Annotated in this window: 25 protein-coding genes; 13 read left to right on the forward strand and 12 right to left on the reverse strand. The window is 62.7% G+C overall.

Annotated elements, in window-relative coordinates; translation table 11 throughout:
* Positions 1-32: 32 nt before the first annotated feature.
* Positions 33-569: a peptide deformylase gene (def, locus tag THIVI_RS15510; protein WP_014779488.1), complete on the reverse strand. Its 537-nt coding sequence runs from the start codon at positions 567-569 to the stop codon at positions 33-35.
* A gap of 128 nt (positions 570-697) precedes the next feature.
* Between def and THIVI_RS15515 the strand changes: the two genes are divergently transcribed.
* The 4 genes from THIVI_RS15515 (at position 698) to topA (ending at position 6,341) form a co-directional block, all read left to right on the forward strand.
* Positions 698-1,906 (forward strand): LysM peptidoglycan-binding domain-containing protein, encoded by a 1,209-nt coding sequence (locus tag THIVI_RS15515; RefSeq protein ID WP_014779489.1) that lies wholly within the window; start codon positions 698-700, stop codon positions 1,904-1,906.
* 7 nt (positions 1,907-1,913) lie between these two features.
* Positions 1,914-3,089: a DNA-processing protein DprA gene (gene dprA, locus THIVI_RS15520; protein ID WP_014779490.1), complete on the forward strand. Its 1,176-nt coding sequence runs from the start codon at positions 1,914-1,916 to the stop codon at positions 3,087-3,089.
* Between the two features lie 136 nt (positions 3,090-3,225).
* Positions 3,226-3,702: a Smg family protein gene (locus THIVI_RS15525; RefSeq protein ID WP_014779491.1), complete on the forward strand. Its 477-nt coding sequence runs from the start codon at positions 3,226-3,228 to the stop codon at positions 3,700-3,702.
* 335 nt (positions 3,703-4,037) lie between these two features.
* A complete protein-coding gene (topA, locus tag THIVI_RS15530; RefSeq protein WP_014779492.1) occupies positions 4,038-6,341 on the forward strand; it encodes a type I DNA topoisomerase in 2,304 nt (767 codons plus the stop codon).
* A 95-nt stretch (positions 6,342-6,436) separates the two neighbouring features.
* Here topA and THIVI_RS15535 read toward each other — a convergent pair whose 3' ends face one another.
* Positions 6,437-7,942: an HDOD domain-containing protein gene (locus THIVI_RS15535; RefSeq protein WP_014779493.1), complete on the reverse strand. Its 1,506-nt coding sequence runs from the start codon at positions 7,940-7,942 to the stop codon at positions 6,437-6,439.
* 165 nt (positions 7,943-8,107) lie between these two features.
* Between THIVI_RS15535 and tsaC the strand changes: the two genes are divergently transcribed.
* From tsaC to THIVI_RS24795, 4 genes are all read left to right on the forward strand, one after another.
* The gene (gene tsaC / locus THIVI_RS15540; RefSeq protein WP_014779494.1) at positions 8,108-8,671 is read left to right on the forward strand and encodes an L-threonylcarbamoyladenylate synthase type 1 TsaC; all 564 of its coding nucleotides are present in this window, start codon (positions 8,108-8,110) and stop codon (positions 8,669-8,671) included.
* 139 nt (positions 8,672-8,810) lie between these two features.
* Positions 8,811-9,857, forward strand: a complete 1,047-nt coding sequence (locus THIVI_RS15545; protein ID WP_014779495.1) for an SAM-dependent methyltransferase — start codon at positions 8,811-8,813, stop codon at positions 9,855-9,857.
* A 251-nt stretch (positions 9,858-10,108) separates the two neighbouring features.
* On the forward strand, positions 10,109-10,360 hold the full coding sequence (locus THIVI_RS15550; protein WP_014779496.1) for a hypothetical protein: 252 nt from the start codon (positions 10,109-10,111) through the stop codon (positions 10,358-10,360).
* A gap of 141 nt (positions 10,361-10,501) precedes the next feature.
* Positions 10,502-10,726 (forward strand): hypothetical protein, encoded by a 225-nt coding sequence (locus THIVI_RS24795; RefSeq protein WP_014779497.1) that lies wholly within the window; start codon positions 10,502-10,504, stop codon positions 10,724-10,726.
* 154 nt (positions 10,727-10,880) lie between these two features.
* Here THIVI_RS24795 and THIVI_RS15555 read toward each other — a convergent pair whose 3' ends face one another.
* Together THIVI_RS15555 and nhaD are read right to left on the reverse strand one after the other, a co-directional pair.
* On the reverse strand, positions 10,881-11,438 hold the full coding sequence (locus THIVI_RS15555) for a thermonuclease family protein (RefSeq protein WP_052315046.1): 558 nt from the start codon (positions 11,436-11,438) through the stop codon (positions 10,881-10,883).
* Positions 11,431-12,831, reverse strand: coding sequence for a sodium:proton antiporter NhaD (gene nhaD, locus THIVI_RS15560; protein ID WP_014779499.1), 1,401 nt, complete (start codon positions 12,829-12,831; stop codon positions 11,431-11,433). Before nhaD ends, THIVI_RS15555 begins: the two co-directional genes overlap by 8 nt.
* A gap of 441 nt (positions 12,832-13,272) precedes the next feature.
* On the opposite strand from nhaD, the gene cobD reads away from it, so the two are divergent.
* Together cobD and THIVI_RS15570 are read left to right on the forward strand one after the other, a co-directional pair.
* Positions 13,273-14,286: a threonine-phosphate decarboxylase CobD gene (cobD, locus tag THIVI_RS15565; RefSeq protein ID WP_041447050.1), complete on the forward strand. Its 1,014-nt coding sequence runs from the start codon at positions 13,273-13,275 to the stop codon at positions 14,284-14,286.
* A gap of 290 nt (positions 14,287-14,576) precedes the next feature.
* A complete protein-coding gene (locus tag THIVI_RS15570) occupies positions 14,577-15,221 on the forward strand; it encodes a nicotinate-nucleotide--dimethylbenzimidazole phosphoribosyltransferase (protein WP_157174478.1) in 645 nt (214 codons plus the stop codon).
* Here THIVI_RS15570 and THIVI_RS15575 read toward each other — a convergent pair.
* The 3 genes from THIVI_RS15575 to THIVI_RS15585 all read right to left on the reverse strand — a co-directional run bounded on the left by THIVI_RS15575 (position 15,164) and on the right by THIVI_RS15585 (position 18,922).
* Positions 15,164-15,463: a hypothetical protein gene (locus THIVI_RS15575; RefSeq protein ID WP_014779502.1), complete on the reverse strand. Its 300-nt coding sequence runs from the start codon at positions 15,461-15,463 to the stop codon at positions 15,164-15,166. The two genes, THIVI_RS15570 and THIVI_RS15575, sit on opposite strands and share 58 nt — an antisense overlap.
* A 126-nt stretch (positions 15,464-15,589) precedes the next feature.
* Complete coding sequence (locus tag THIVI_RS15580; protein ID WP_014779503.1) at positions 15,590-16,822, reverse strand: ATP-binding protein; 1,233 nt, start codon at positions 16,820-16,822, stop codon at positions 15,590-15,592.
* Positions 16,823-16,963: 141 nt separating this feature from the next.
* Positions 16,964-18,922, reverse strand: coding sequence for an SLC13 family permease (locus THIVI_RS15585; RefSeq protein ID WP_014779504.1), 1,959 nt, complete (start codon positions 18,920-18,922; stop codon positions 16,964-16,966).
* Positions 18,923-19,250: 328 nt separating this feature from the next.
* Between THIVI_RS15585 and THIVI_RS15590 the strand changes: the two genes are divergently transcribed.
* Positions 19,251-19,904, forward strand: coding sequence for a retropepsin-like aspartic protease family protein (locus THIVI_RS15590; protein WP_245537283.1), 654 nt, complete (start codon positions 19,251-19,253; stop codon positions 19,902-19,904).
* A gap of 51 nt (positions 19,905-19,955) precedes the next feature.
* Here THIVI_RS15590 and THIVI_RS15595 read toward each other — a convergent pair whose 3' ends face one another.
* The 4 genes from THIVI_RS15595 to lspA all read right to left on the reverse strand — a co-directional run bounded on the left by THIVI_RS15595 (position 19,956) and on the right by lspA (position 22,976).
* Complete coding sequence (locus THIVI_RS15595) at positions 19,956-20,243, reverse strand: hypothetical protein (RefSeq protein ID WP_014779507.1); 288 nt, start codon at positions 20,241-20,243, stop codon at positions 19,956-19,958.
* Between the two features lie 80 nt (positions 20,244-20,323).
* On the reverse strand, positions 20,324-21,367 hold the full coding sequence (locus THIVI_RS15600; protein WP_014779508.1) for a succinylglutamate desuccinylase/aspartoacylase family protein: 1,044 nt from the start codon (positions 21,365-21,367) through the stop codon (positions 20,324-20,326).
* A gap of 100 nt (positions 21,368-21,467) precedes the next feature.
* Positions 21,468-22,373 (reverse strand): 30S ribosomal protein S6--L-glutamate ligase, encoded by a 906-nt coding sequence (gene rimK / locus THIVI_RS15605; RefSeq protein ID WP_014779509.1) that lies wholly within the window; start codon positions 22,371-22,373, stop codon positions 21,468-21,470.
* Positions 22,374-22,466: 93 nt separating this feature from the next.
* A complete protein-coding gene (lspA, locus tag THIVI_RS15610; protein WP_041447658.1) occupies positions 22,467-22,976 on the reverse strand; it encodes a signal peptidase II in 510 nt (169 codons plus the stop codon).
* 331 nt (positions 22,977-23,307) lie between these two features.
* On the opposite strand from lspA, the gene THIVI_RS15615 reads away from it, so the two are divergent.
* Positions 23,308-23,538, forward strand: coding sequence for a FitA-like ribbon-helix-helix domain-containing protein (locus THIVI_RS15615; RefSeq protein WP_041447052.1), 231 nt, complete (start codon positions 23,308-23,310; stop codon positions 23,536-23,538).
* Positions 23,535-23,939, forward strand: a complete 405-nt coding sequence (locus THIVI_RS22910; protein WP_014779512.1) for a type II toxin-antitoxin system VapC family toxin — start codon at positions 23,535-23,537, stop codon at positions 23,937-23,939. Before THIVI_RS15615 ends, THIVI_RS22910 begins: the two co-directional genes overlap by 4 nt.
* Positions 23,940-24,086: 147 nt before the next feature.
* On the opposite strand, the gene ileS is transcribed toward THIVI_RS22910, so the two are convergent.
* A complete protein-coding gene (ileS, locus tag THIVI_RS15625) occupies positions 24,087-26,918 on the reverse strand; it encodes an isoleucine--tRNA ligase (RefSeq protein ID WP_014779513.1) in 2,832 nt (943 codons plus the stop codon).
* Between the last annotated feature and the right edge of the window lie 17 nt (positions 26,919-26,935).

The raw sequence follows: 26,935 nt of genomic DNA on the forward strand, positions 1-26,935 counted from the left end.
TCGCGTCGAATCTCTGCGATGACCGGCCCGCATCAGAGGATGCCCCGTCGCGGTTCGCCGGCTGGTGCCGCGGACTGTCGTTGATCCTTCTCCAGCTTGCGTCGAATGCGCTGACGCTTGAGCATCGAGATATGGTCGACGAAGAGTTTCCCCGCCAGGTGGTCGATCTCGTGCTGGATGCAGACCGCGAGCAGTCCGTCGGCGTCCAGGGTAAAGGGCTCGCCCGCGCGGTCGAGCGCCTGGACGCTGACCCGCTCGGCGCGGGTGACCGTTTCGTAAAAGCCCGGCACGGAGAGACAGCCCTCGTCCATCTGCTCCGTGCCTTCCAGCGACAGGATCCGGGGATTGATCAGGCACAGTGGCGTGTCATGGCGTTCGGAGGTGTCGATCACCAGCACCTGGAGCGGGACATCGACCTGGGTAGCCGCCAAGCCGATACCTGGCGCGGCGTACATGGTTTCCAGCATGTCATCGACCAAGCGCTGGATCGCGGCGTCGACGTGCTCCACGGGCCGTGCCTTATGGCGCAGCCGGGGGTCGGGAAAGGTAAGGATATCGAGCTTAGCCATCTTTGCGAGTTTGCAGTAAACGAGTGGAATAGACAGAGTCGCGTGCGCTACTATCGGTAAGAATACCACACCACCTTGATGGGGGCGGGTGAATCCCGTTTCGACCACCCCGGAGGTTTCGTTGCGCCATGATCAGCCGTTTCGCCATCACTGCCCTACTTGCCGGCATCCTGCTTCTGCTGTCCACCGTGGCGCTTGCCGTCGAACTGGCGCCCGATGCGCCGCAGACCTATGTCGTGCGTTCGGGCGATACGCTCTGGGACATCGCCGGGCGGTTTCTGCGCGACCCCTGGCGCTGGTCGGAGGTCTGGCAGGCCAACGAGGGCCTAGACGATCCTGATCTCATCTACCCCGGCGATGTGCTCCAGTTGACGATGGTCGACGGGCAACCGCGGATCGGGGTGGCGCGTGGCGGCAGTTCGGCGTCCGGATCCCGCGACGGCATGCGGGTGGTGCGACTGAGCCCGCAGGTTCGCGCGTCTTCGCTCAAGGAGGCGGTGCCGACGATCAGGATCGCCTCGATCGCACCCTTCCTGACCCAGCCCTATGTGGCGGACTCGGATCAGATCGAGCGCGCCTCCTATGTCGTGGGTTTCCCGGACGAACATCTGGTGGCGGGTTTGCACGACTCCATCTACGTGCGCCGAATCCGTTCCAACCAGCAGACGAATTTCCAGATTCTCCGGCCCGGAGACGCGCTGCGCGATCCCGACACCAACGAAATCCTGGGCTACGAGGCGCTCTTTGTCGCCAACGCCGCGCTGGAGCGTGTCGGCGATCCGGCCAAACTTCAGGTCGTGCGCTCGGAACGCGAGGTGTCCATCGGCGATCGCGTGATCCCCGCCAGTGTCGAGAAACCGCTCGAGAATTTTTACCCGCGACCCGCGCCGGCGGGAACCAGGGGCCGCATCCTGTCGGTGCTCAACGGCGTCTCGCAGATCGGTCAATTCGATGTCGTCGTCCTCAATCGCGGAACCCGTGACCGCATCGAACCGGGCCATGTCTTCGAGGCATTCGTCGGCGGTACCAAGCAACGCGATCAGGTGCGCGGCGGCAGTATCGTCTCCAACTGGCGCAGCGAGAGCCCCTTGTCGACCGAGTTCTGGTACGGTCGCGATTTCGAGAACAAGGGCTGGCGTCGCGACGAGCCCTCCCCGAACGCACCCTTGCCGCTCCACGCGGATTTCCGCAGGAAGAACGCGCAGTTCGTCGCACCCTTTGAACGCGCGGGCGTCCTGATGGTCTTCCGGACCTTCGAGCGGGTGAGCTTCGCCCTGGTGCTGAATGCCCAGCGCGCCTTCACGGTTGGCGACCAGGTCGCGCCACCGCCCTCTTGATCGCGTCTTGAGTCCGCGCTCGAATCCGCTGGACGCGCCGCTCGACGCCTGGCTCGCCTTGGCCAATGCGCCAGGGATCGGTCCGCGCACCGTCGCCAGACTGATCGAGCACTTCGGCAGTCCCGTCGCGGTTCTGCGCGCCTCCCCCGAACGGCTTGCCGCCGCGGGCCTGAAGCCGGCAAGCGTGGCGGCCCTCAAGCAGCCGGATCCGGACGCTCTCGCGGCCGTGCTGGACTGGTCGGCTCAGCCCGATGCCCATATCCTCACCCTTGCCGATCCCCGGTATCCCCCGCTGCTCGCCGAGATCCACGATGCGCCCCCGCTGCTCTATGTGCGCGGCGATGCCGGTCTGCTCGCCGAACCCCAGATCGCCATCGTCGGCAGCCGCAATCCCACGCCGGGCGGACTTGAGACCACCCGGGAGTTCGCCCGGCAGTTGGTCGGTTTCGGATTGATCGTCACCAGCGGTCTGGCGCTTGGCGTCGACGGTGCCGCACATGCCGCCGCCCTGGCGGGAGGCGGGCGAACCGTCGCGGTGCTTGGGACCGGACCCGACCGCGTCTATCCCGCGGTCCATCGGGATCTGGCCCGCCGGATCGCCGACACGGGCGCGGGCGCTCTGGTTAGCGAGTTTCCGCCGGGGCAGGGGCCGCTGGCCCGAAATTTTCCACGTCGCAACCGACTCATCAGCGGATTGAGTCTGGGGGTGCTGGTCACGGAGGCGGCCCTGAAAAGCGGATCCCTGATTACCGCCCGTACCGCGCTCGAACAGGGGCGCGAGGTGTTCGCCGTGCCGGGATCGATCCGCAACCCGCTGGCGCGGGGCTGTCACGCGCTGATTCGCGATGGTGCCAGGCTGGTCGAATCCGCCCAGGAAATTCTGGTGGAACTGGCGCCACTGCTGCATTGTGCGCTGGCGGCACCAGACTCGGCCCTCGCGGCGACCGCGGCCACTGCCGTGGATCTGACGGAGGCGGAAGCGGCGCCAGATCTGTCGGTATCCCTTGACGCGGAGTCGCAGCGGTTGCTGAATTCCATGGGGTTCGACCCGGTTGCCCCGGATGAATTGATCGAGCGCAGCGGGTTGCCTGCCCAGCGCGTTGCCGCCATGTTGTTGGTTCTCGAATTGAGCGGTCATGTATCATCGGCCCCTGGAGGACGCTATCACCGTTCTCGCGCCTAACCCGCGTCAGCGATGACGCCGGCCGGTTCATGCAGCGCCTGTCATGCCGGTCGCGATCCAGTCATGAGCGGTCATGGCATTGTTTGACGATTGTCTCTGTCGGCCTGACGGCCGATGCCCTCCACGAGGTTGGTTGATGTACGAAAACATGGTCGATGTGTTGATCTATCTCTATGAGAATTATATGGACGGCGAGAGTCAGCCCCCGGTCGACCAAAGCGATCTGGAAGACGAACTGTCAGAGGCGGGTTTCAGCAAGACAGAGATCGACAAGGCGTTGCTTTGGCTCGACGAATTGGCCGTCGGTGTCGACGCGCCTCAGTCCCACGACCATGCCGTGGGCTCGTTGCGTCTCTACTGCGAGGTCGAATGCGCCAAGCTGGATGTGGAGGCGCGCGGACTGCTTCTGTTTCTGGAACAGAGTGGAATCCTCGATCCGGCCAGTCGTGAGCTGGCGATCGACCGTCTGCTGGCGATCGATCACCCGCTGGTCACGGTCGATGAGGTCAAATGGGTGGTGCTGCTGGTGCTCATGAATCGCCCAGGCCGGGAAGATGCCTTCACCCAGATGGAAGACATGGTCTATAACGAAGAGCCCGTGTATCTGCATTAAACCGCGTCCAGAGCGATCTGCGTCATTTTCATTTTGTGTCTGGCCTTTGGGGTTTTTGCGGAATCCGTGGAGACGCGGTTTAAAATTTTTAATTTTTCATGTTTTAAACCGCGCCAGCTCCGACAGTTGTGGATGCTGCCGAGATGGATCCAATCCAAAAACATCGCATACCATGCTGGGCGCGGTTTAATCCTGTCCATTTTGAAGCCTTTGGCATGGGTATAAACTTTCCCGGAAATCGCCTTAATTCGTGCGCGGCAAGGTAGATCGCCCTAGACGCGGCTCAAAATCGGTTTACCCTAGAAAAATCGCGCCACCTCCGACCAGAAGACCACATGAATCTCGTTATCGTCGAATCGCCCGCCAAGGCCAAGACCATCGAAAAATATCTCGGACCCGATTTCGAGGTCATCGCCTCCTATGGCCATGTGCGCGATCTGGTGCCAAAGGAGGGCGCCGTCGACACCGCGAACGGCTTCGCGATGAAATACCAGATCATCGACCGCAACGAGAAACACGTCCAGGCCATCGCCAAAAAGCTCAAAGGGGCCACGGCGCTCTATCTGGCGACCGACCCGGATCGCGAGGGCGAGGCGATCTCTTGGCATCTGTATGAACTGCTCAAGGGCCGCAAGCAGTTGGGCGACCGACCGGTGCATCGGGTGGTGTTCAACGAGATCACCAAGCGCGCGGTCCAGGAGGCGGTCGCGAACCCCCGCGAACTCTCCTATGACCTGGTGAACGCCCAGCAGGCGCGGCGCGCGTTGGACTATCTGGTCGGCTTCAATCTGTCCCCGCTGTTGTGGAAGAAGATCCGCCGCGGACTCTCGGCCGGGCGGGTTCAGAGTCCGGCGCTGCGTCTGATCTGCGAACGCGAGAACGAGATCGAAGCCTTCGTCCAGCAGGAATATTGGACCATCGAGGCCGATGCCGCGAAAGACGCCAAGTCATTCAGCGCCAAGCTGACGACCTTCGGCGGCGAGAAGGTGGAGCAGTTCACGATCGCCGGCGAGACGCGTGCCACCGAGGTGCGGCAGACGCTGGAACAGGCCGCCAACGGCAAGCTCAAGGTCGAACAGGTCGAGCGCAAGCAGCGCAAGCGCCATCCGGCCCCCCCTTTCATCACCTCGACCCTCCAGCAGGAAGCGGCGCGCAAGCTCGGTTTCACGACCCTGCGCACCATGCGGGTGGCCCAGCAACTCTATGAAGGCGTCGATGTCGGCGGCGGCGCGGTCGGTCTGATCAGCTATATGCGAACCGACTCGGTCAATCTGGCCCAGGAGGCCGTGGAGGAGATTCGCGTCTACGTGACCGAGCGCTATGGCGCCGCCGACCTGCCGGACCAGCCTCGTCTGTTCAAGACCAAGGCCAAGAACGCCCAGGAGGCGCATGAGGCGATCCGTCCGACCTCGATCCTGCGCGAGCCAACGGTGGTCAAGGCGCATCTGACTCCCGAGCAATTCCGGCTCTACGAGCTGATCTGGAAACGGACCCTGGCCTGTCAGATGGCGCATGCGCTCATCAATCAGGTCGCGGTCGATCTGAGCGCGGGAGCGGGTAATCTGCTGCGCGCGACCGGCTCGATCATCGCCGAGCCGGGCTTCATGCGCGTCTATCTCGAAGGACGCGATGATGCCAAGAGCGCCGATGACGACGAGGAGCGGATGCTGCCGGAGATGCAGACCGGAGATCTGGTCGATCTGCTGGCCATTCGGCCCGAGCAGCATTTTACCGAACCGCCGCCGCGCTATTCCGAGGCGTCGCTGGTCAAGGAACTGGAGGAATTCGGCATCGGTCGGCCGTCCACCTACGCCTCTATCATCTCCACTCTGCAGGATCGCGAATACGTCATCCTCGACAAAAAGCGCTTTTCGCCGACCGATGTGGGGCGGGTGGTCAACAAATTCCTCACCGAATATTTTACCGCCTACGTCGACTACGACTTCACCGCGCGCCTGGAGGACGAACTGGACGCGGTCTCGCGCGGCGAGGAGGAATGGGTGCCGCTGCTCGAAAATTTCTGGAAGCCTTTCAAGGAGTTGGTTGACAACACCCAGGAGAACGTCAAGCGTAGCGACGTGACGCAGGAAAAGCTCGACGAACTTTGTCCCAAATGCGGCGGGCCGCTGTCCATCCGACTCGGGCGCAACGGACGCTTTATCGGCTGCACCCAGTATCCCGACTGCGACTACACCCGCGACCTCAACGCCGACAAGGCAGAGGCCGAGGCACCGGAGATCGTCGAGGGCCGAACCTGCCCCGAGTGCGACGCCCCGCTGGAGATCAAGCGCGGTCGTTACGGTAAGTTCATCGGTTGCAGCGCCTATCCTAAGTGCAAGCACATCGAGCCGCTGGAGAAGCCCGAGGATACGGGCGTGGTCTGTCCCAAATGTCAAAAGGGCACGTTACAGAAGAAAAAATCGCGGCGGGGTAAGATTTTTTATTCCTGCTCCACCTACCCCAAGTGCGACTATGCGGTCTGGGACGAACCCATCGCCGAACCCTGTCCAAAGTGCGGCTGGGCGGTGATGACCATCAAGACGACCAAGACCAAGGGCACAGCCAAGGTTTGTCCGCAAAAGGAATGCGGTTATCGCGAGCCGCTCGACCAGCCCGAGACGCAAGAGGCGGAGTCTTAGAATCCTGTTAATCCTGTCCTATTCCGGAGCTTTCGTTCGTTTCCAGGCCGCCGCTGCGCCGCAAGGAAGGGGCTCCGGGCGCGGTTTGAATTGGGTCAGGATTTCCGGCGTGGACGCGAGGCGGCCAGGCTGAGCCCTAGGTTGGCCTGGCTGACAAAATATTTGAAGTCGTTGAAACTGGCGGCATCGAGCGCTCGTTTGCTCAGGCCGCGGTCGGTGTAGAAGAGTCCGATGCACTTTTGGTTGACGACGATGGGAGCAAGCATGAAGGGCGTGTATCCAACCAACTGAGTCAGGCCGCTGGGGATCAGGTGCGCGTACTCCTCGCAGTCACGGGCGGTCATCCAGTGCGGAAGTTTGCGATCCATGGTTTGGAACAGAATGTCGGGGGCATTGGCCCGACGGGTAAAGTGGAAACCGCTGGTCAGCTCGCCCTGATCCTGACCGAGCGCGTATTTCGCCTTGATGCCCTGCTTGTCGGGCGTCATGAGGGCGAACAGCACGCGATCCATGCCGACCCCACGGTAGATTCCCTCCAGCACCAGTTCCATGACGAGATTGAAGTCGCATTGACCCGCATCGAGAAAGGCCGTCAGTTCGCGCAGGATCTTGTTGCGCAGCGGAGCGTCTGGGTAGGGTTGGCTCGTTGGGGATACGGCGGCGGGCGATGATTCCAGCAACCGATCCGTGGTCGTCTGAGCGCGCTCGTCGGATTCGTTCAGACTGGGCAGGGGGATATGGATCGCGGCGAAACTGGCGCCGAGATCGGCTGCCAATTGGGTTGCCTCGTGCGCATTCCGATACAGCAGCGTTTTGGCCTCGCCGAGCGGGAGGTCGGTCAGTTTGGCCGCCTTGCGGGCCAGTTGATTCATCTCCTCCGTGCGCCAGCCCTTGTCCTCGGCGTGGCGCGCGATCTGTTGGCCCAGCACGACGGCCTGCATCCGTTCGTCCTTTTGAGTGGGGTGACTGATGGCCTTCTGCAGCAGTTCGGTGAGGTGCCATTCCTGGATCAGGTGTTTGCTCAGAAGGCTCAGCCGAAAGCCGAGCACCTGTTCCTGGGCCTGCTCCGGGGTGATGCCGGGCTGCTTCGACAGCCCTTCCAGGGTTTGGCCGATCTCGCCGCAGAAACACCAGAAGGCCATCTCTCCGATGCGCGTGAGAAGGGTGGCGATGAAGACTTCCTCGGGCGATTTGTCGCCGCGCGCCGCAGCCAGCGCGCGCGCCTGGGTCGCGGAGTGCAGCGAGCGGGCCAGTTCGCGACTCAGGCGCTCTCTGGCGGCCCCCTTGACCAGCGCGTCCACCAGAGTGATCGCCAGGCACATGTCGCGCACCGCATTGAAGCCAAGCAAGATGACGGCACGGGTAATGGTGCTGATGCCGGCGCCAGTCGGATTGTAGTAGATGGAATTGGCCAACTTGAGGACGCGGGCGGTCAGGGATGCGTCGTGCAGAATCACTCCGGCCAGTTCCGAGATCGGCGCCAGCTCATCGTCCGCAAAGGCAATGACCTTCTGGGCCGTGTCGTCGAAGATCGGCATTTCCTCTTGGCGGATCAGTTCGACCCACTCGTCGAGGCTTTTAGGGGAGGTTTCGGTTTTCAAGTCGGTATCGGCGCGTTAATCAGCGTTAGACTATAGGCGAGCGGCGGAGGCATTGCCAGATGTGCCGATGAGCGCCACAGACCGATCGGTTGCCAGCCCGCCGAACCGCCACCTCGATTCCTGGCGTCCGCGCCGATAGGCCGGCAATTCTCGCGGATTGAATCAATGTCCCACTTTCCTCGTCACCGCTTGCGTCGGGCCGCGCACGTCATCCGACAGGGCGGCGTGGTGGCCTATCCCACCGAAGCCGTCTACGGACTCGGCTGCGATCCCTGGAATCGGGCCGCCGTGTCCCGCATTCTCGCCATCAAGCAGCGGGATGTCTCCAAGGGTCTGATCCTGATCGCCGCCGATCCCGCTCAACTGACGCCCTTTGTCGAAGATCTGCCGGCCGCGCGCATGGCGGAAATCCGCGCGAGCTGGCCAGGTCCGCATACCTGGCTCCTGCCCATCCGTTCCATGACGCCCCGCTGGCTGACCGGTCGCTTCGACACGCTCGCGGTCCGGGTCACCGCCCATCCGCTTGCCGCCGGGCTGTGCCGCGCCTTTGGCGGCGCCATCGTGTCCACCAGCGCCAATCGGGCCGATCGCCCGCCGGCCCGCACGAGCCTGCGGGTCCGACTGGCGCTGGAGGATGGGCCCGACCTTGTCCTCGCGGGTGCCTGTGGCGGATCCGGGCGTCCTTCCAGGATCCGCGACGGTCGCACGGGGCGGGTGCTACGGGGTTGAATGCGTTGTCAGTTGTCAGGTTTGTGCTTTTGACGCCTTGGAGCGTTGTCCTGTATCGAGCGCAGAGACTTGTCCTTGTCCAGTCCCGTCGGCATCTGATTGACATCGGCACATAAAAGACAAGACGAGAGGAATGACGATGCTCAAGGCAACGGAAATGGCGATCCGCTGGGTCGAACAGGGTAAGGCGCCGGATGCGGTCGTGCGCGCTGGGATTCGACTGCTGCTACGCCAGCGCCTGGCGAGTCTGCCGCTGCACGACTGCGAGGCGGCGATGTGCCACAAACGCGAGTTCGTCGCCATGATGGACGCCGCTCCGATCGCCGAGGTGCCGGAGCGCGCCAACGAACAGCATTACGAACTCCCCGCGAGCTTTTTCGATCTCGTGCTGGGGCCGCGCCGAAAATACAGCAGTTGTTATTGGCCGGATGGAGTCAAGACCCTTGCGGAGGCGGAGGCGGCGGCGCTGCGCGTCACCGCCGAACGCGCTGGAATCGCGGACGGCCAGCGGGTGTTGGAGCTTGGCTGCGGCTGGGGCGCCTTCAGTCTCTATCTGGCGGAGCGGTATCCGAATTCCCGGATCACGGGCGTTTCAAACGCGCACGGTCAGCGCCAGTTCATCGAAGCGGAACGTGACCGTCTGGGGCTGACCAACCTGACGATCGTCACGGCGGACATGAACGACTTCCAGGCCGAGGGTCAGTACGACCGCATCGTTTCGTTGGAAATGTTCGAGCACATGCGCAACCACCGCCAACTCTTACGGCGCGTCCACGATTGGCTCACGCCCGGCGGGCGCTTTTTGATGCATATCTTCGTGCATCGGGAGCATCCCTATCCTTTCGAGGACATCGGACCCAGCGACTGGATGAGTCATTACTTCTTTGCCGGCGGCATCATGCCGAGCGACGATCTGCCGCTGCACTTCCAGGATGACCTGAAACTGGTCACCCGCTGGCGTTGGGACGGTCGACATTACGAGCGCACGCTCAACGCCTGGCTGGCGCGCATGGATGCCGCCCGCGCGTCAATCTGGCCGATCCTGGAGGACACCTACGGCGCGGGCGAGGCGGCGACCTGGTGGATGCGCTGGCGACTCTTCTTCATGGCCTGCGCCGAGCTGTTCGGTTATCGCAAGGGTCAGGAATGGTTTGTCGGTCACTATTTATTTGCACGGCCAGCGTGAGTCTGGCGCCTGCGCATTCAGCCGAAACCGCGTTCGGTAGGGCAAACGTCGGGGTGAACGATCAGCCCGGAAGTTGGCAGAGCGCGCCGTCGTCGGAACCGACGCACGTTGGGACGCAATTCTGTCGTGTCCCGACGGGGCGATGCCGATCTGATTCGTCGTCCGGTGAATGCGTACTCATACGGAATGTTCCGGCGTGTCCGGATCAGTCAGAATTCAGATACCATCCATCCAATGATTCGCTAACTGTGATGCATCTCGATCCAGCGATTATCTATCATGATCTGAAGACCGATCTGGTGACCTTTAGAACTATTCTTGCCGACAGGACGTTAGCGGTTGACGAATTCGCGTCAACCCATCGCGAGACCATCCGCCGGCACTACGCCAAGGTGGGTGGTTGCCCACTGGACCAGGAAACCGCCCATCAAGCCGCCGTTGCGCTCCTGGGTTATCTGCGACCTTCTCCGATTCAAAACGTCAGAACGCATTTAAACCGTTGAGGGCAATGATCGGAGCGTTTCTCTCGCATAGTGCCGACTTACGCACAAAACAGGCTGTCGCCTTTGTGTACTCTGAATGGCGAACGATTCGATCGGATTGAACGTGTCGACAACCCAGAAGATGTCCGTGGAGAACGCACAATGAATGAAGACGCCAGTTATTCCGATATCCAGGCGTTGACGCCCAGGGAACGTATTGAATACTACAGGCGGGAATTGCGATGCGTCACCCCTCCGAAGACGTATCGCGAGCGGGTGTTGGCCAACGTCTATCATCACCTGCTGCAAAACGCCGGGGAACGGGAGGTTCCTTCTCGGGATGCCTCGTCGATCAATCCTTTTACAGCGTACCCGTTCATGTCTTGAACGAATCGGCAAAGGCTGGGGCGTGAAGACGGGCCTGTTTCAAAAAGACCGTGATCGCCCTGAAACCCCTTTCCGGACAGCGGGCCGCTGGAGATCCAGAATCGATACGGCGGTGCGACAATCAATCACCGCCATCCGCCATTGTCGGCCGCGCTCAATGTTTGCGATGCCGAAAAACCCAGGGGGTCTGGTGTTCGCCTTTACGGCTCCAGATCCCGCGCTTGGCCTTGCGGGCCTCGCGTTCGGCGCGAAAAAACCGGGCATCCTCGCAATAGCGCGCATAGACCGCGGCGTGACCGCTCCTGACCTGTTCCAGATTCAGCAGGAGCCGCTGTTTCGCTCCGACGCTGTAGACATCGCCCACCGTGCGCCCGTAGCGGTCCTTTTCGATCGGAACCAACTCCAACTGCCGGGTCGCGAGTTGGCGAAGCGAGGCGCGCGAGCGGTCGGACCAAGGCCGCTGTTTGTGCTCGGGGGCGTCGATGCAGTGCAATCGCACCTCAACCCGCTCGCCCTGGCAGGTCAGCCGCAGCGAATCGCCATCCAGCACGGTATCCAGCCGGCAGGTGCGGCCCGAGGCGCCGAACGACCAGTTGGCCGGGATCAGCCCCGGTCCCCAGCGTTCGACCGCCCAGGCGCCGACCAGGAGCAGGGCGATCGCCAGGGTTGAAAGCGGCGTGCGACGACGCACCCGAGGTCCGGAATCAGCCATTGAGCCACAGATGGACCGCGATGCTCGACAGGTAGCCGAGCGCGATCGCGGGCGTCCATTCCAGATGCGCGAAGAAGGTGTAGGTTCCGCGTGCTTGACCCATGAGCGCCACGCCAGCCGCCGAGCCAATGGACAATAGCGAGCCGCCGACGCCAGCGGTCAGGGTGACCAGCAGCCACTGGGTCTCGTTCATCTCGGGATTCATGGTCAGGACGGCGAACATCACCGGGATATTGTCGACGATGGCCGAGAGGAAGCCGATCGACACGTTGGCAAGGGTCGGCCCCCATTGGTTGTACATCAGATCGGACGCCATCGCGAGATAGCCGAGCTGCCCGAGTCCGCCGACGCAGAGCACCACGCCATAGAAGAACAGCAGGGTGTCCCATTCAGCCCGCGCGACCTTGTTGAAGACATCGAAGGGGGTCATGTCGCCAACCAGCGTGGCCCGATCCTCGTTGCGTCGCTGCCAGCGCTGGTGGCTCATGCGCAGGTAAAACCCGAAAAACTGCAGATATCCAAGACCAGTGAGCATCCCCAGCACCGGCGGCAGATGTAGGAAGTTGTGGAAGCTCACCGCGGTGGCGATGGTCAGCAGAAACAGGACGATGATGCGCCGGGCGCCCCGTTTCATGTGCACATCCTCCGAGCTTGCCACCGGCTTGAGATTCGGGACGGCGAAGTGCATGAGGATCGCGGGAACCGCGAAGTTGACCACGGCGGGCACGAACAGCTTGAAAAATCCAAAAAAGTCGACCATGCCCTTCTGCCAGACCATCAGGGTCGTGATATCCCCGAACGGACTGAAGGCGCCGCCGGCATTCGCTCCCACCACAATGTTGATACAGGCGAGGGTGACGAAGCGCTTGTTGTCGCCGCCGACCGCCAGTACCACCGCGCACATCAACAGGGCCGTGGTCAGGTTGTCGGCGACCGGCGAGATCAGGAAGGCGAGGATGCCGGTCAACCAGAACAGCGCGCGAAAACCGAAGCCCTTGCGAATCAGCCAGGCACGCAGCGCGTCGAAAACCTGCCGCTCTTGGAGCGCGTTGATATAGGTCATCGCCACCAGCAGGAACAGCATGAGTTCGGCGTATTCGAGCAGGTTGTGGCGGACGGCCTCGCCGGCCAGATGCGGCTCGCCCATCTGAGTGTAGACGTAGGCGATCAGGCACCAGATGACGCCGGCGGCGATGATGACCGGTTTGGATTTGCGTAGGTGCAGGAATTCCTCGGTCATGACCAGGGCGTAGGCCAGACCAAAGATAATCAGAGCGGTATAGCCGACGGCGTGCGTTGTCAGATCGATGGAGTTGGCGGTCTCTGACGCAAAGGCCGCAAAAGGGGCGAAGAGGGCGATGACGCCCATGAAAAAACGGGTCGCGGGGTGCATGAGTGAGCCTTCTGTGAACTGCTGGATCTGTATCGGTGAAAGGGCAATCGCGCAAGATACCCTGTGTTTTGACGGGCGCCAAGTCGTTCCGGCGGTTGCAAGCGATTCTCGGTTTGAACGTCACCGTTTTAGCTGCTTTCTCTGCCGGAGCGCATGCAATCAAGGGTATCGGTCAGCCGAGCGTGGCGAGTTTAAAGACGTGCGTGGCGCCCCTTCGCTCCTCGTCCTGAGCGACGCCGAAGCACGGACAGATTGTAAGAATTGCCTGGTCATGTTCGTTATATGAGCGGCCTGAACGCTATACTTTGCAATCCGCGTCAGTTTTTCATGGCCGACCGCGGAAGATTGGTCGCTGTCGGTTGACAACGGCGATCCGCGCCAGATTGAGCGCACGCTTGCTGGCCGCTTTCCTCTTACCTTCTGTCCGCGGGAGACTGCCCTCTGAGAGACCATGATCCACCCGAGCACGGCGGTCGGCTGCGCCAGGCCGCCGTGCGTTTCGACATTCCATTGGAACACTGGCTCGATCTGTCCACCGGGATCAACCCGCATGCCTGGCCGGTCGCGACCTTGCCCGCAGCCGTTTGGGGCCGCTTGCCCGAGGAGGGTGATGGTTTGGAGTCGGCGGCGGCGCGTTACTACGGGGCGCCATGTCCCTTGCCGCTGGCGGGTTCCCAGGCCGCGATCCAGTCGCTCCCCACGTTGCGCGCGCCCTGCCGCGTGGGCGTGCCTCGGGTGGGCTACCGGGAGCATGCGCATGCCTGGTGTCGCGCCGGGCATCAGGTCGTCGAACTGGTCGACAGCGATCCCGGTCGATGGCTGGACGACGGCCCCGAACGGCTCGATTGCCTGGTCGTGATCAATCCCAACAATCCGACCGGTCGCTGTTGGCCGATCGCGACCCTGCTCGACTGGCACGCGCGTCTTGCCGCTCGCGGCGGCTGGCTGATCGTCGACGAGGCGTTCATGGATGCCACGCCCGAGGCGAGTTTGACCCCTTTCGCCGGTCGGCCGGGATTGATTCTGCTGCGCTCGCTCGGCAAATTTTTCGGTTTGGCCGGGGCGCGTGTCGGTTTTCTGTTCGCGGAATCCGCCCTGCGCGCGCGTCTGCTGTCCTGGCTGGGCCCCTGGACCCTGAGCGGTCCCTCGCGCGCGATCGCCCGTCAGGCACTTGCCGATACCGTTTGGCAACAGGTCACGCGGGCAGCGCTTCCGCTGGCCGCCGACCGACTCGCCGAGTTGCTCCGTCGATACGGACTGGCGCCGATGGGCGGAACGGCGCTCTTTCAATGGGTGCTCACCGACGAGGCGGACCGGATCCAGGCGAATCTGGCGCGACAGGGAATCCTGGTGCGTCGCTTTATCCGCCCTCCCAGTCTGCGTTTCGGTTTGCCGGGCGATGAACGGGATTGGCGGCGGTTGGAGATGGCTCTGACAGCCGTTGCCCATGCGTGAAACCTGATTGGCTTGCGGTGCCCGCCGCGGATCGGGCCGAACTTCCGGCATGGGCTCGCCGGGCGCAAACCGATGCGTTTCCGGTTGCTCGGAATCGGGCCATCGGGCCGCGTTCGTTGCCGGTCAGCCGCCCCCGCGCCGTCGAGACGGATACCGCCAGGGGCTGGAGAAATGCCGGCCGGGTGCGGGTCGTCGTCCTGGGCGCCAATCTCGATCCAACCTTGAGGTCGCCTGAGGAGACGCTCGCGGCTTCGCTCAGGGCACAAACGTGTGTCGCCCGGAATCCCATCATGGACTGGTTGCTGGAGCACCCGGATGTCGACATCGAGACCCTTGACGCTGGCACCCATGGTCAGTCCGGTTTGGTTGCCAAGCGTGCGCGTGATGGAATCCTGTCCGCGACAGGCGGTTCGCGTAACCGCAAGGCGCTGGATAAACATCGGCTGGATATTGCCCTGAGTCTTGGCCGGCACGCGGTGGAACGCGCAAAGCTTGCCGGTTGCGACCTTCTGGTCGGATGGGGGCGGGAGACGCGGTGTGACAGGGCCGAGACGGCAGGGGCAAACGTCTTGCGCCCGCAGGCGCCCGACCGTTGTCCAGCAGAGCCAGACTGGGATGTCAGAGCGTCGGGCGATCCCTACGAGGCGCTACGTCTCATGGGAAGCCCGGAACTTGCCGCGTTCGTCGGCATTCTGATCGCGGGTGCCCAGATCGGTCTTCCGGTCCTTTTACCAGGGGCCGACGCGAGCATTGCGGCACGGGTCGCCTCCAGCCTGCATCCGCATCTGGGCGAGTGGCTGACCGTGACCGGCTGGACACCCCGGGCCTTGCCAGCCAATGGGCTGTCGCTTGCGTATTTCGCCCAAGGCGCGGCGTTTCAATCCCTCACGGTTGAAACCCGCACGGTCGTCGTGCTGCGGGAGGCGTCCGTCTGACTGACCTGCGGCCCCTGTTTTAGCCGATGGCGCAGCAGGTTGAATTCCCAGGTTCGCTCGGCGAGCTGGCGACGCAGGTCGGCCTTCTCAAGCTCGGCTTTTAAGAGCTTTCGCCCCAGCCAGTCCAGTCGAATGCCCACGACATCAAGCTTTCTTCTGGTTCGCTCGATCGCCTGCTCCAGTCGCGTCAGTCTGTGTTCGTCCAGGTTGATCATCTCGCAGTGGATGGGGTCAGGGTCCATTTCTGGTCTCTCCATGGCTTCCGTCAATAGGATCTAAAACGCCTCCGGATTGATGAGCCGGGCGCGGTTTAAAGGACAGTCTTGAATCCTAGTCTTCTCATTCCTCATGGGTATCCGTGAAAACACTTAGGCCCATCCAAAAGGGTCTTGGTCTGTCTCCATGCCGCCTTCGAGAATCCTGCGTTTGCCCTCCAGAATGAAACGGGTGGCACGGTTGAAATCGGCGAGCGAGACGACTCGCGATTCGCCCAGGCGCAGCGAGGCATAGGAGGCCGCGAGCAGCACCGCGTTTTGAATGTCGCCCCCAGCCGCGCCCTCCGAAGACCGGGCGAGGGCCGCGAAGTCCACGTCGTCGGCCAGCGGCAGTTGGCGGGGAACGTGACCGCGCCAGATCCGCTCGCGCTGTTCGGCGGCGGGAAGCCGAAACTCCACATGCGCCAGCATCCGGCGCAGAAAGGCGGTGTCGTAATTTCTGACCAGGTTCGAGGCGAAGATGACCGCGCCATTGAAGTTGTCCAGCTCGATCAGTGTGGTGCTGCGCGCAACATTGATGCTGTTGTCGGCGGACTGCGAGACATTGAGCAGACGCTTGCCCAGGATCGAATCGGCCTCGTCGAAAAACAGCAGGGCGCCAGTCTCGGTTGCCCTGGCGAAGGCCGCCTGGATGTTCTTGGGCGTCTCGCCGACATATTTCGATTCCAGTTCGGCGTAGCTGATCCGCAGAATCCGTTTGCCGAGCAGATCGGCGATGGCGTCGGCGGCCAGGGTCTTGCCGGTGCCGGGCGGTCCATAGAAGTTCAATGCCACCCGCCGTCCGGTGCGTGCGATCGAGCCGAGATTCCAGGTCTCGTAGAGCAGATCCTGCGAGACGAGGACATTGGTGGCTTCGCGGATGCGCTCCAGGCTGTCCGGGTCGAGGACGAGATGTTCCAGCGAATAGCGCGGTTCGAGCGGTTCGAGTCCCGCCAGCCGCGGTTCCTCGTTCTCTGTCGTCCGCGCCCGCATGTCACTGCGGCCGTTGATGTCGTAGAGCGGACCGATCTGCTCTGCGGGCGGGGTCTCCAGGTGGGTCTTGGACGGATTGAAGTCGACGCGAATCCGGGGTTTGGACAGCGATCCGGGGAATTCGGACGCATCCAGCAGCCGAGCGAGCTTGCGCAGAAAATCATTCGAGGCCGCCGCCTCGACCTCGACCGAGGTGTCCTGTCCCTTCTCGAAGCATTGCTGACAATAGAGCAGCGGCGCGCCGACCACCTCAATGAAATAGTGACCCACATTGGATTTCTTGCCATGGTGGGACAGGGTCAGTTCGCACCCATGAAGCGGGCAGATGGGCTTTTTTTTGAGTAATGACAGCATGGGATGGAGGTTCGGCCACCCGTCAGGAGATGGAATGACGGGTCAACGGTCAGTGGTTGCGAATCCGCTCGCGGCGCGGAGCGCAGCGGGATGCGTGACACCGCGGAGCGGTGTCACGAGTAACGCCCCCTTGCCCTTTGTTCAGAACACCAGGTTCAACATGGTCAGCGCGACGATCAGGAAGAGGATGGTCATGATGCCGCCCGCACGCATGAAGTCGACGACTCGGTAACCGCCCGGCCCCATGATCAGTGCATTCACTTGATGGGTGGGGAGGAAAAATGAGTTGGAGGTGGCGATCGCGACCGTCAGGGCGAACAACGCCGGATTCGCGCCTGAGCCCAAGGCCATGTTGACCGCGAGCGGGACCAACAGCACGGTGGCGCCGACATTGGACATGACCAGGGTGAAGGCGGTCGCGAGCACGGCAAGTGCCGCCTGGACGACCCAGATCGGCACGTCGCCGAGTGCCGCGAGCGTCTGTTGCGCGATCCAGGCCGCAGTGCCGGTGGACTCCACCGCCAGCCCGAGCGGGATCAGCGAGGCCAGCAGGAAGACGCTCTTCCAGCTCACCGCCTGGTAAGCCTCCTCGATGGTGAGCACCCCCGCCAGGATCATGCTCATGGCGCCGGCAAAGAGCGCGATCGACAGCCGCAGATCCGTGAAGAGGATCAGGCTGAGGGTGACGATGAAGATCAACAGGGCAGCTGAGACCTTGTGCGGACGCAATTCCTCGTGTGGGTACTCGGTGGTGACCACGACGAAATTACGGTCTTTTTCCACTCGCGCCAGATCCGCCCAGGTGGTGTGGACCACAAGCGCGTCACCGGCCTGAAAAGGCGTATTGCGAACGCCACCGGTATGAAAGGTGATCTGCTCGCCACCGCGGCTGATGGCCAGCAGCGAAAGCCCATAGGTCTTGCGCAGCCAGACATCGCGCGCAGTCTTGCCGATCAGGCTGGAGCCGGGCGGAATGACGATCTCGGCGATGCCGGCCTTGGTGTGGGCCATCGCCTCGGCAAAGAGTTCCAGCTCGCGTTTGCGGGTGAGCTGATTGGCGTTGCTGAAATCCAGCAAGGCGTCGGCGTTGCCTAGCAGTCCGAGCGTGGTGCCGGCCGTGATGCCCAGGGTACGGTCGATCCCGTCGGCGCCAAAGCGCAGGCCGTCGCCTTTTTCGACGCCGACGATCCGCACCTTCCAGGTGCGCTCCAGCTCGTCGACGCTCATCCCGATCAGATGGCTTTTCCCCGGGACGCGGAACTCCCCAAGTTCGAAGTCGCTGAGTCCGTAGGTCTCGGCGAAGTATTCGCTGGTATCGCTGCCTTCGAGTTTGTCATTGACCCGCGACGGCAGCACGAAGCGTCCGGCGATCACGAAATAGATGATGCCGGTGGCAAGCAGCGCGAGGCCAATCGGCGTGACGTCAAACAGTTGGAAGGTCGCCATGGGCGCGATGCCGTCCGGCAGGGTCTGGTTTGACGTCAGGATGAGGTCGTTCAGGAGGATCAGCGGACTGGAGCCCACCATGGTGATGGTGCCGCCGAGAAGTGCGCAGAAGCCCATCGGCATCAGCAGGCGCGACATCGGCAAGCCGGTGCGGGCGGCGATACGGCTCACCACCGGAAGGAAGAGGGCGGCGGCCCCCACGTTCTGCATAAAGCTGGAGATCCCCCCGACAGTGCCCGAGATCAACGGGATGATGCGCCCCTCGGTGGTGCCGCCGATGCGCATGATGAAACCAGCGACCTTCGACATGATGCCAGTCTTGTCCAGTCCAGCCCCGACGATCATGACTGCGATGATGGAAATGACCGCGTTACTGGAAAAACCATCGAACAGATGTTCGACTGGAACCAGTCCCTGGTCCAGTCCCATCCAGGGGGCGAGCAGACTGGTCAGGCCGAGCAACACCATCACGGTGACCGCCGCCACGTCCACGCTCACCACCTCGGTCACGAACAGATAAATGGTGAGCAGCAGGAAGGCGCTGACCCAGGCGATCTCGGTGGAGGGAACCACGCTGGCGAGGTAGATACCGACGATGGCGAAAAAGGCGGCCGTGAGGTCTTGCTTGGACAAGGTGCGAAAGATGTTGGACATACTGGTTTCCCTCTTGCGAGCTGGTTTATGACCGTGCGTCAACCGCGCATGATACGTAAAGGGTTTCCCGGATTCCTGTCTTTTTCCGTCAGGGCCGGGGATGCGCTTCAAGGCTTGAGCCTGCGCGCCGGTGGCGGGCGATTCAGTGCACTGTTAGTCTTTGCCCTGATGTTCTGCTTTGTTCGCTACTTGTGAGCCTGTTGCTATGAAGCCTGTCATCCGCTGGATCTCGATCGCGTCGTCATGCCTCGTCTGGGGTCTCCCCTTCGCCATGGAAGAACCGGCGCCAGTCTCGCGCGTTGCGGTCACCGCTGAACTCGAGCGGCTCATGTCCGAACATGGCTTCGAAGTGCGAGGCATCGAGCAGACCGCCGATGCCCTGGCGCGCGTAGAGGGCGAGACCTTGTCTGCGCGGCTGCAAGCCTTGTTGGAAAATTTCGATTACGTGCTGGTGCAGACGCCGACCGGCGGGATCGAGCGGGTGATCATCCTTGGCGAAAAGGTTGCCTATCTTCCGCCGCCCATAGTGGTCGAAAACGAGGCCGGCGGCAATCCAGCGAACGATTCGGTCGAATCCGGCGCGCCGCCTGGGGAGATCGTCCTGTCGACGCAGCGCAAGGGGGACTCGCATCTGCTGACCCTGATCCTGGAAGGACCGAACAACCGGCGGATCGAACAGGTTCTGCTCATCGATACCGGCGCGGATCAGGTGGTGCTGCCGGCGTCGCTGGTCGTGTCGCTGGGGTTGGAGGCGGGCGCGCTGCGCGAGCAGCAGGTGCAGACCGCGAATGGGACGATCCAGGCACGCGTCGGAGTGCTGCCCGCGCTCTGGCTCGGCGAGACGCGCATACCCGAGGTGTCGGCCGCGTTCATTGAGGACCAGCGGCTCGGCGGTCAGGCATTGCTTGGAATGAATGTGCTGGGGCGTTTCCGGATGACGATCGACGATGCCAACAGTCAGGTGACGCTAGCGTCGAAGTAAACGTCCGCTGTTCTGGCGGGCGCGACGCGGCGGTCAGGATGCGGTTCAGCGTTACAGGCCCTTTTTCAACCGCTGGAGTTGTTCCTTGAGTTCATGCACATCGCTGCCGAGACGCTCGACAGGCTGTGAATGCGCCTGTTCATGCTTGGCCTGGTTGAGCGCCATCTGGCGCATGTATTTCCGCAGTTCATGGAGTTCGCTCTCGACGCGGCCCAGGCTGGCCGAGGTCTGGTCCAGACGTTCGTTGGTCTGATCCAGGCGCGCGTTGAATTCCTCGCGCAGTTTCAGAATGCTCTCGCGAATTTCCCTCAGCAGGACAAGAACAAAGCCGGTGGACATGGTGCGCTCCAGGGGCGACGGCGGAAGTGAGGGCAGCTTCTGTGCGAAGACCGCTATAGTACGTCGTTCGGGATGCCGGTTCAGAGAATCTCTTCGCTCTCTTCGTCATCCGGATCCAGCGAGTCGCGATATTGTTCCAGCCGCTCGACCGTCGCCTCCAGCATGCCATAACGGGCGATGTGGTAGATCCCTTCGCCCTCGGTGACCAGGGGTAGATTGGTGCGCCCGATGACGATGCCGCTGGTGGGCGCGAGCACCGACGCGTCCGCGTGACGGAAGGGATCGGTGATGATCCCCAGCGTATCGCCTTTTTTGACACAGGCGCCGAGCGGTGTCAGGGAGAGCAGCACGCCGCTGCGGTCGGCGCGAATCCAGAGGCAGGAACGGGCCACCACCGGTTTCGGTTCGTGCGTTTTGCGGCTCGCGTGGTCGCGGATCATCCCCAGATGGCACATCACCCCCAAAATGCCGCGCAACCCGGCGCGCACCGCGAACTCGTCGAACCGCAATGCCTCGCCGCCCTCGTACAACAGCAGCGGGATGGCGCGCTCGATCGCCGCCGCGCGCAACGAGCCGGGTCGAACCTCGGCGTCCAGGATCACCGGCGTCCCGAAGGCGTTGGCGAGTGCCGGCATGCGGACATCGGCATCGAGCGTCACTCGGATCTGCGGCAGGTTCTCGCGATGCAGCGCGCCGGTGTGCAGATCGATCCCATGGGTCGAGCCTTCCACGACCTCGCCAATCAGGGTCGCCGCCAGGCGCGCGGCCAGGGAGCCTTTGTCGGAACCGGGGAAGCTTCGGTTCAGGTCGCGCCGATCCGGCAGGTAGCGGGATTGGCGCACATAGCCATAGACGTTGACCACGGGCACGGCCAGCAGGGTGCCGGACAGTCGCTGCAAGGATTTTTGAAGCAGCAGACGCCGGATGATTTCGACCCCGTTGATTTCGTCGCCATGGATCGAGGCGGTGACGAACAGCCGCGGTCCAGGGCGTCGCCCCTGCAGGACATGCACCGGCATGAGAACTGGCGTCTGGGTGTAAAGGCTGGGCAGCGGGATATCGACGCGGGCGCGCTCGCCGGGTTGCACGCGGCGACCGGCGATGACAAGCGGGGCAGGGGTCATCGTGAGACGTCCAGAACATGAAGCGACCGGAAAGACATCGCCCCGATCTTGTCATGAAACCGTCGCGGAGTGCCAGCGAGTCAACCTCATTCTGGGATCGCTAGCCCTGACCGCGCGTGCGCGTCTTGCCGAGCGCGGCGTTCTTTTCGATGAAGCCGACGATCATGCCCGCGACATCCTTGCCGGTCGCCGTCTCGATCCCTTCGAGTCCCGGCGACGAATTGACCTCCATCACCACCGGGCCATGATTGGAACGCAGAATGTCCACGCCCGCCACGTTGAGCCCCATGATGCGGGCCGCGCGGGTCGCGGTCGAGCGTTCCTCCGGGGTGATGCGGATCAGCGAGGCGCTGCCGCCGCGGTGCAGGTTAGACCGGAACTCGCCCTCCTTGGCCTGGCGTTTCATGGTCGCGACCACCTTGTCGCCGATGACGAAACAACGGATGTCCGAGCCATTGGCCTCCTTAATGTATTCCTGCACCAGGATGTTGACCTTGAGGCCCATGAAGGCTTCGATGACGCTCTCGGCGGCCTTCTGGGTCTCGGCCAGCACCACGCCGATGCCCTGGGTGCCTTCCAGCAGCTTGATGACCAGCGGCGCGCCGCCGACCATCTTGATCAGATCCTCCACGTCGTCCGGGGCGTGGGCGAAGCCGGTGATGGGCAGCCCAATCCCCTTGCGCGACAGCAGTTGCAGCGAGCGCAGTTTGTCGCGGGCGCGGGTGATGGCGACCGATTCGTTCAGCGGATAGACCCCCAGCATTTCGAACTGGCGCAGCACCGCCGTGCCGTAAAAGGTGACCGAGGCGCCGATGCGCGGGATGACGGCATCGAAATCTGTGAATTCCTCGCCCTTGTAGTGCATCGAGGGGGCGAGCGAGGTGATGTTCATGTAGCAGCGCAGGACATCGATGACCTTGGTCTCGTGTCCGCGCGCGCGCGCGGCCTCCACCAGTCGACGGGTCGAGTACAGCGAGGGATTGCGCGAGAGGATGGCAATTCTCATGCAGGGTCGGCGCCGGTCGCCGTGAACCTTCGTGGTCTGTGATCGGAGCGCATGATACCGGAATCGCTTGCGCGCTTCCGGTTGGTTCTGGTTTCAGACGCCGTTTTCAGACGGCGAACGGTTCGCGGTGTCGTCCGCGATCAGAGTCGCGATCAGCAGGATGATGACGCCTAGGGTAATGGCGCTGTCGGCGATGTTGAAGGCGGGCCAGGGATTGAACAGATCCAGTGGAATAAAGGGCAGAGAGACCTGGATGAAATCCACCACGTGACCGAGCAGGATCCGGTCGATCAGATTGCCGATGGCACCGCCGATCAGCAGCGCCAGACCGGCCGCTAGCCAGCCCTCGCCACGCTTGAGCCGCAGTAACCAGACCGTGAGCACGACGCTGACGGTCAGCGCGAGCCCGGTGAACAGCCAGCGCTGCCAGCCGCCCGCGTCCGAGAGAAAGCTGAAGGCCGCGCCCTCGTTGAACATCAGGGTCAGGTTGAGGTTCGGTGACAGGATGACCGGCTCGAAGGGTTGCAGGGTGGAGAGGATCAACCATTTGGTCGCCTGATCCAGGAGCAGGACGAGTAGTGAGAGTAAGAGCCAGCGTTTCAAATGGGCACCATTGAGTTGTGAAGCCGCGTCCGGCATGGCAGGCGTTATTTGCACCTCGGTGTTGATGCGCTCGACCAGCAAACGCCGGCGCTGACGCGGTTTAAGTCTTTATTTTTAATATATCCTGATTCCCTTGCTCAATCCAAAATGAAATTGAATGAGGTTTCGTAACGGGTCGAACCCCAACGAATCCTTGATCCCGCCCTTCTCGGGTCGAAGGGCAGCAACATGTCTCGATAATGGCTGGCCGCGAAACGCATCATGCTCAGTCTCGCCCAGCGCAGCGATATGCTAGTATCATGATGAATGCAATTTGATGGCAAGAAAATTCATGAAAGCATTGAGTATTCGTCATCTCCCGGATGATGTCTATGAATCCCTGAAGGCAATGGCTGCGGCGAACCACCGCAGCATGCAGGAACAGGTGCGCTGCTTGATCGAACGGGAAATCCGACTGATCGGCGGCTCTGGCTTGGCGACAGCCCGTGATTGGCGGGCACGCCTGGAGGGACGCACTCTGGGCGACACGGTGGAAGACGTGCGACAGGATCGTGCAAGATGATCTGGGTGGTCGATACCTCGGCCCTGATCCGTTTGTTTGTGCCCGATGGTCCGCTGCATCCCGAGGTCGAGACTGCATTCAATCGCGCGGCCAGCGGCGGTGATCTGGTGTTGGCGCCTCAGTTGTTATTGGCGGAAGCGGCGAACGTCATGCTGCGCAAGCGGCAACGGGGCGAACTGTCGGCACTGGAGTTGGTCGAGCTTCTGCAAGCGATGATGTCGCTACCGATCCGTTATTGCGAGCATGAAAACTTGATTTTATCGACCTGCGCCTTGGCGGAGGCGCATGGCCTGACAGCCTACGATGCGCTGTATCTGGCCTTGGCCGAACGACAGGGCGCGCGTCTGATCACGAACGACGAAGCGTTAAACGCGGCCGCGCGCACGTTAGGACTGACCTGACGGTTGCCGCCAATTCGCCGCGTCATCGTCAATGAAGGGTGGTTTTGTCGGTCATGCGTCTCATGGTTCAGCGGGGTTCGATGGGTTTCACGGCCAATCGGCGTCCGTGCCAATCGTTAACGTTGTGCCATGGCCGTTCTACCCATCCTACGCGAAGTGCCGGTTCTCGCCCGCCCCGGCGACATTCTCGACACAGCGCCCGCACAGTTCCGGGTGCTCGGCATGGCTGCCGACATCCGCGCGATGATGCCAGCAGCGCACGCACTTCGGATGACCGGACGCGATGACCCGCACGGCAAGTCCGTCCAGGTCGGTCTCGGCCGCATCCTCGGGGCGCTCGGTGAATGCGTGCAACCGAACCTCGGAAACGATCAGGGCGAAACGCAATTCGTCCCTGAGCCGTTCGAGCGTCTCGCGCAGCGCGTCCGCACAATAGAGATCCAGCTCGGCGTCGAGCGAGGAGCCGATCTGGCCGGCCTTGCGGGCGGTCTCCAGCGCGGGTCCGACGGCCATGCGCGTGGCGATCACGCGGTCCCAGAATCCGCGATCCATGGCGTCGCCGTCTTCCAGCGCGAAGAGTCCTTCATACCAGGTCGCGGTAAAAACGGTCTCGTCGCGTTCGCCCGGAATCTCGCGCCAGATCTCGTCGGCGGTGAAGCTGAGAATCGGTGCCAGCCAGCGGCTCATGGCCTCGACGATGCGATACATGGCGGTCTGACAGGAGCGCCGCGCCAGGCTGTCGGCCTGGGTGGTGTACTGGCGATCCTTGATGACATCCAGATAGAAGCCGCCCATGTCGACCACGCAAAACTGCTGGACCTTCTGCACGATCAGATGGAACTGATAGTCGCGATAAGCGTCGCTGAACTCCCGCTGAAGCTGCTCGGCCCGGTCGACCGCCCAGCGGTCGAGCGCCAGCATGTCGCCCGGCGCGACCGTATGGATGGCCGGGTCGAAGCCGTTCAGATTGGCGAGCAGGAAGCGCGCGGTGTTGCGGATGCGCCGGTAGGCATCGGCGGTGCGCTTGAGGATCTCGTCGCTGACATTCATCTCGGTGCGGTAATCGGTCGCCGCGACCCACAGCCGGATGATGTCGGCGCCGAGCGTTTTCATGACGCTTTGAGGGCTGACCACGTTTCCCTTCGACTTGGACATCTTCTCGCCCCGGGCATCGACGGTGAAACCGTGGGTGAGCACCTGCCGATAGGGCGCGTGGCCGTGCATGGCGACCGAGGTCATGAGCGAGGACTGAAACCAGCCGCGATGCTGGTCAGAGCCTTCCAGATAGAGATCCGCCGGCGCGCGTAGCCCCTCCCGATGCTCCAGCACGCAGGCATGGGTGACGCCCGAGTCGAACCAGACATCCAGGGTGTCGTGGACCTTGTCGTAGCGCGCGCCTTCCTCGTCGCCCAGCAGATCCCTCGGATGAAGCTCGAACCAGGCTTCGATGCCGTGCTTCTCGACCCGCTTGGCGACCAGTTCGAGCAACTCGCCGGTCCGCGGATGCAGCGCGGCGGTCTCCTTGTGGACGAAGAGCGCGATGGGTACGCCCCAGGTACGCTGACGCGAGATGCACCAGTCCGGGCGTCCGCGCACCATGCCCTCGATCCGGCTCTGGCCCCAGTCCGGCATCCAGTGGACGTTGTCGATCTCGCGCAGGGCGGTCTCGCGCAGTCCCTGCTTGTCCATGCTGATGAACCACTGGGGCGTGGCGCGGAAGATGATCGGGGTCTTGTGGCGCCAGCAGTGCGGATAGCTGTGGGTGAAGCGGGTCTCCAGCAGCAGCGCGCCCTTGGCCTTGAGCACCTCGATCACATGCTCGTTGGCCTGAAAAACGTTCTCGCTCGCGAACAGCTCGGTACCAGGCAAAAAGCGCCCGTCCCCGCCGACCGGATTGTCGACCGACAGCCCGTAGCGCTGACCGACGATGTAATCCTCCAGGCCATGACCGGGCGCGGTATGTACGGCGCCGGTACCGGCATCGAGCGTGACATGCTCGCCGACGATGACCGGCACCTCGCGATCATAAAAAGGATGCCTGAGCATCAGGCCCTCAAACTCGATGCCGCGCCCGTCGCCCAGCACCCGATAGTGCTCGATGCCCCAGCGGTCCATGGTGTCCTTGAGCAGACCCTCGGCGACGATCAGACGCTCTTTCCCGTGCGCCGAGACGGCCTCGACGACGACATAGTCGAGATCGGCGTTCAGCGCCACCGCCTGATTGGCGGGCAGGGTCCAGGGCGTCGTGGTCCAGATGACGACCGACACCGGACCCTCGCCGCAACCGGTGGGGCTGGCATGACAGCGGGCTTCGAGCGCCTCGGGTTCGGCGACCGGAAAGCGCACGTCGATGGCGATCGACTGCTTGTCGGCGTATTCCACTTCGGCCTCGGCCAGGGCCGAGCCGCAGTCGATGCACCAGTGCACCGGTTTTTCGCCCTTCTGGAGATGACCGTTGGCGATGATCTTGCCGAGCGCGCGGATGATTCCGGCCTCGAAACCGAAATCCATGGTCAGATAGGGCCGCTCCCAATCGCCAAGGACACCCAGACGCTTGAAGTCGCCGCGCTGGCCATCGACCTGCTTCGCGGCATACTCGCGGCAGGCGACGCGGAACTCAGCGGCGCTGATCTTGTTTCCGGGCTTGCCCTTTTTCTTCTCGACCTGAAGCTCGATCGGCAGGCCGTGGCAGTCCCAGCCCGGCACATAGGGCGCGTCCAGTCCGTCGAGCGTGCGCGACTTGACGATGATGTCCTTCAGCACCTTGTTGACCGCGTGACCGATGTGGATGTCGCCATTGGCATAGGGTGGGCCGTCATGCAGGATGAAGGTCGCGGCGCCCGCGCGCGCGGCGCGGATACGGGCGTAGAGATCCAGCGACTCCCAGCGCTTGAGCATCTCGGGCTCGCGCTGAGCCAGATTCGCCTTCATCGCAAAGCCGGTGTTGGGGAGGTTCAGGGTATGTTTATAGTCAGTCACTGCAATCGGTCTCGGGT

Origin of the sequence: Thiocystis violascens DSM 198, from assembly GCF_000227745.2 — a bacterium.
Taxonomy (GTDB): domain Bacteria; phylum Pseudomonadota; class Gammaproteobacteria; order Chromatiales; family Chromatiaceae; genus Chromatium; species Chromatium violascens.